We start from the raw sequence: 3,408 nt of genomic DNA, 5'->3' as shown, positions 1-3,408 counted from the left end.
CTGCTCGAGCGCGTCACGCGGTGCGACGGGGCGCGCGCCGTCGCATCCGGCCAGCACGGCCGCCATCAGCAGCGCGCCCGTCCAGAGCCGGCGAAAATCCATTCAGGCCTGCATCCGGTATTGCTTGAGCAGGTCGTACAGCGTCGGCCGGCTGATCCCGAGCAGCTTTGCGGCGAGCGAGATATTGCCCTCGCTCTGCGTCATCGCGCGACGGATCGCGACGCGATCGGCTGCCTCACGCGCGCTGCGCAGGTTGAGCCAGGCCTCGTCGCCGCCATCACCATGGGCTGCATCCGCCCCTCCCATGTCCAGATCCTCGCGCATGACCAGCTTCCCGTCGGCCATGATAACGGCGCGCTTGATCCGGTTTTCAAGCTCGCGGACGTTTCCGGGCCAACGCCCCTCGTCGATCGCCTGCAATGCATCGGGCGCGAAGCCGCGCACCGCGGGATTCATCCCGGGCGCATATTGGTGAAGAAAATGCCGTGCCAGCAGCACCGCATCACCCGGCCGCTCGGCGAGCGCGGGGATCTTCACGACCATTTCGGCCAGCCGGTAATAAAGGTCGTCGCGAAAGCTCTGCCCGGCGATCATCGCGTCGAGATCGCGGTGCGTCGCACAGACAATCCGTGTGTCGACCGCGATCGCCTTGCGCCCGCCGATCCGTTCGATCGTCCGCTCCTGCAGGAAACGCAGCAGCTTGACCTGCAACGGCAGCGGGATGTCGCCGACCTCGTCGAGGAACAGCGTGCCGCCGTGCGCCAGTTCGATCTTGCCCTCGGTTGTCTTGACCGCACCGGTGAACGCCCCCTTCTCGTGCCCGAACAATTCGCTTTCGAGCAGGTTTTCCGGGATCGCGGCACAATTGATCGCGACAAACGCGCCGTCGCGTCGCGCGCTCGCCTCGTGCAGCCCGCGCGCGAGCAATTCCTTGCCGGTACCGCTCGCGCCGAGCAGCATGACCGAAACGTCGAGGTTTGCGACACGCTCGATCGTGCGCGCGACCTTCAGCATTTCGGGCGCGCCGGTGATCATTCCGCCCAGCACCCGGTTGTCGCCTGCCCCCTGATCGGCAAGACGCGCATTTTCGACCTCGAGCTCGCGGACATGGAAAGCACGGGCCACGATCAGCCCCAGTTCCTCGATGTCGATCGGCTTCTGGTAGAAATCCCACGCGCCGTTCGCGATCGCCGTCCGGGCACTCGCGCGTTCGCCATGCCCCGATACCACGATGACCTTGGTATCGGGCTTGATTTCGAGGATCGCCTTCAGCACGCGAAAGCCTTCGCGGGTACCGTCGGGATCGGGCGGCAACCCCAGGTCGAGCGTCACCACGTCGGGTTCCTCGGCGCGCAACACCTCGATGGCAGCATCATGGTCCCCCGCGACCAGCACCTCATAATCCTCATACGCCCATTTGAGCTGCGTCCGCAGCCCCGGGTCGTCCTCGACCACCAGCAGTTTGCGGATATTGGCCCCTGCCCCGTTCATTTCCCCGCTCATTTCGATGCCACTTTCATCATTTGCGCGTCGATTCCCGCGGCGCCATGCGTGTTGGCGAGCGGCAGCCACAGGGTGAAATTGCTACCCTTGCCGGGCTCGCTTGCGACGTCGATCGAACCGCCCATCGCACGCGCGATCTGCAACGCTTCGAAGGCGCCGAGGCCAAAGCCCGCTTCCTTCGTGGAGATGAAAGGCTTGAACAGTTCGTCGCGAATGAAGCTGCGAGTCATCCCGCGCCCCTGGTCGATCACGTCGATGCGCACCCGCCCCTGCTCGGCGACCGCGACCACCTGCACCGTCGTCCCGGCTTCGGACGCGTCGATCGCATTATCGACCAGATGCTGGACGATCTGCCGGATCGACCCCGCATCGCTCCATGCCGACAGCCCCGTCTGGCACCCGACGAACAGCGCGCGGCGCGACCGGACCCCGGCGGCAATGTCGTTCAGGATCGGCTCGACCAGCGTCCGTCCAGCTTCAGCCGCGGGACCGCGTTCGCGCGGCGACAGGCGGACCAGCAGGCCGCTGAGCCGCCCTGCCGAAACCTTCAGCGTCTCGACCATGTCGGCGCGGAAATCGGGCTTGTCGGCATGTCGCTCGGCGTTGCGCGCGAGCAGGCCGATCTGGCTCGCCAGATTCTTGATGTCGTGCATGATGAAGGCAAAGCGGCGGTTGAACTCGTCGAAGCGGCGCGCTTCCGACAAGGCCTGCTGACTTTGTGATTCGGCAAGATAGCTCGCCGCTTGCTGGCCGGCGATGCGAAGCACGTCGAGATCTTCCCAATCGAGCGCGCGCGATACGGGCGGCCGGTGCAGCACCGCGATCGCGATCATCCGCTGGAAATGCAGCACGGGAACGATCACCCACGCGCGGGTATCGGCAATCAGCCACTCGGGGATCGCCAGATTCTCTCCCCTCTGCCCGCGCCGCTCGACATCAAGATCGACGATGTGCCGCGTTTCCTGCAGCATGAACGCCGACCGCAGCGAAAGCCCCGCTTCCTCTTCGATTCCGGCGGGCCAGTGCCATTGCTCGGCAACGCGAAAGCTGCCCGACGCGTCGGGCAGCATCAACAGGGCGCCGGGGCTGCCCGTCAGTTCGGCGAGCGCTTTCGCGACGCGGCGATGAAGGTTCCGGTCGTCTTCTACGTCACCCGCCTGTTCGGTGATTTGACCAAGCGTCGCGGTGAAGCGCATCCATTCGGCCCGATAATCATAACGATGCTCGAAGAAATGCTTCGAAATCATCACCGACAACCACCCCCGCACGCGCCCCGACGCGAAGATCGACCCCCCGACACCCAGTGCGACGACCAGCGAGATCGCCTGCGCCAGCACGGCATAGTCGCCGCCGATCAGACGCGCGACCGCGCCGGCAAGACCGATCAGGATCAGATAGGCCGCGCCGCCCAGTAGAAGGAGCGTACGCGTCGCCGCCGTCCGCGACAGCCGCATCCGCTCGCGCCCGACATCCATCGCTGCGATCACATACGCCGGCAGCGTTAGCAGCACGACGGCGGGAAGCAGCAGGATCAGCGTCGTTGCTGTCTGGCCGGTCAGCGCGCCGATCAGCTGGACGTTGAGTTCATAGGCCCACAGCATCGCAAAACCGGCAGCGACCGTCATCACCGGCGTTCGCTGGCCGGTGCTGGCGCGGCGAACGCCGCCATCGACGATCAGCAGCCCCCCGACCGCGACGACCATCGCGGCCAAGGTCAGGGCCGGCGTCATCCACGGCTCGGCCTCTGCCCCGGCACGCAGATGCGCTGCGGTTCCCAGAACGAGCGTCAGCAGGCAGATCGTCACGAGCATGTGCAGGATCAGGCGCGCCGGCCGCGACATCGGCGCCTGCGGGGACCAGAAGGTCGCGCCGAGCCAGCCGAGCATCGCAAGGTCGCGCAGCGCC

At 66.1% G+C, this 3,408-nt stretch carries 2 protein-coding genes; both read right to left on the bottom strand.

Annotated features, from left to right (window positions below):
- Positions 1-102: 102 nt before the first annotated feature.
- Positions 103-1,491: a PEP-CTERM-box response regulator transcription factor gene (gene prsR / locus VN047_RS16045; RefSeq protein ID WP_325544398.1), complete on the bottom strand. Its 1,389-nt coding sequence runs from the start codon at positions 1,489-1,491 to the stop codon at positions 103-105.
- A gap of 8 nt (positions 1,492-1,499) precedes the next feature.
- A partial coding sequence (gene prsK, locus VN047_RS16040; RefSeq protein ID WP_325544396.1) for an XrtA/PEP-CTERM system histidine kinase PrsK occupies positions 1,500-3,408 on the bottom strand: 1,909 nt, incomplete at its 5' end.

This window comes from Sphingopyxis sp., from assembly GCF_035565275.1.
Classification (GTDB): Bacteria; Pseudomonadota; Alphaproteobacteria; order Sphingomonadales; family Sphingomonadaceae; genus Sphingopyxis.
The sequence above is the reverse complement of the archived record's forward strand: the minus strand, read 5'-3'. Positions and strand labels throughout refer to the sequence as shown.

What these genes read in the sequence shown, in the direction of transcription:
- prsR (WP_325544398.1), bottom strand. Translation starts at nt 1,491, where the DNA reads ATGAACGGGGCAGGGGCCAATATCCGCAAACTGCTGGTGGTCGAGGAC.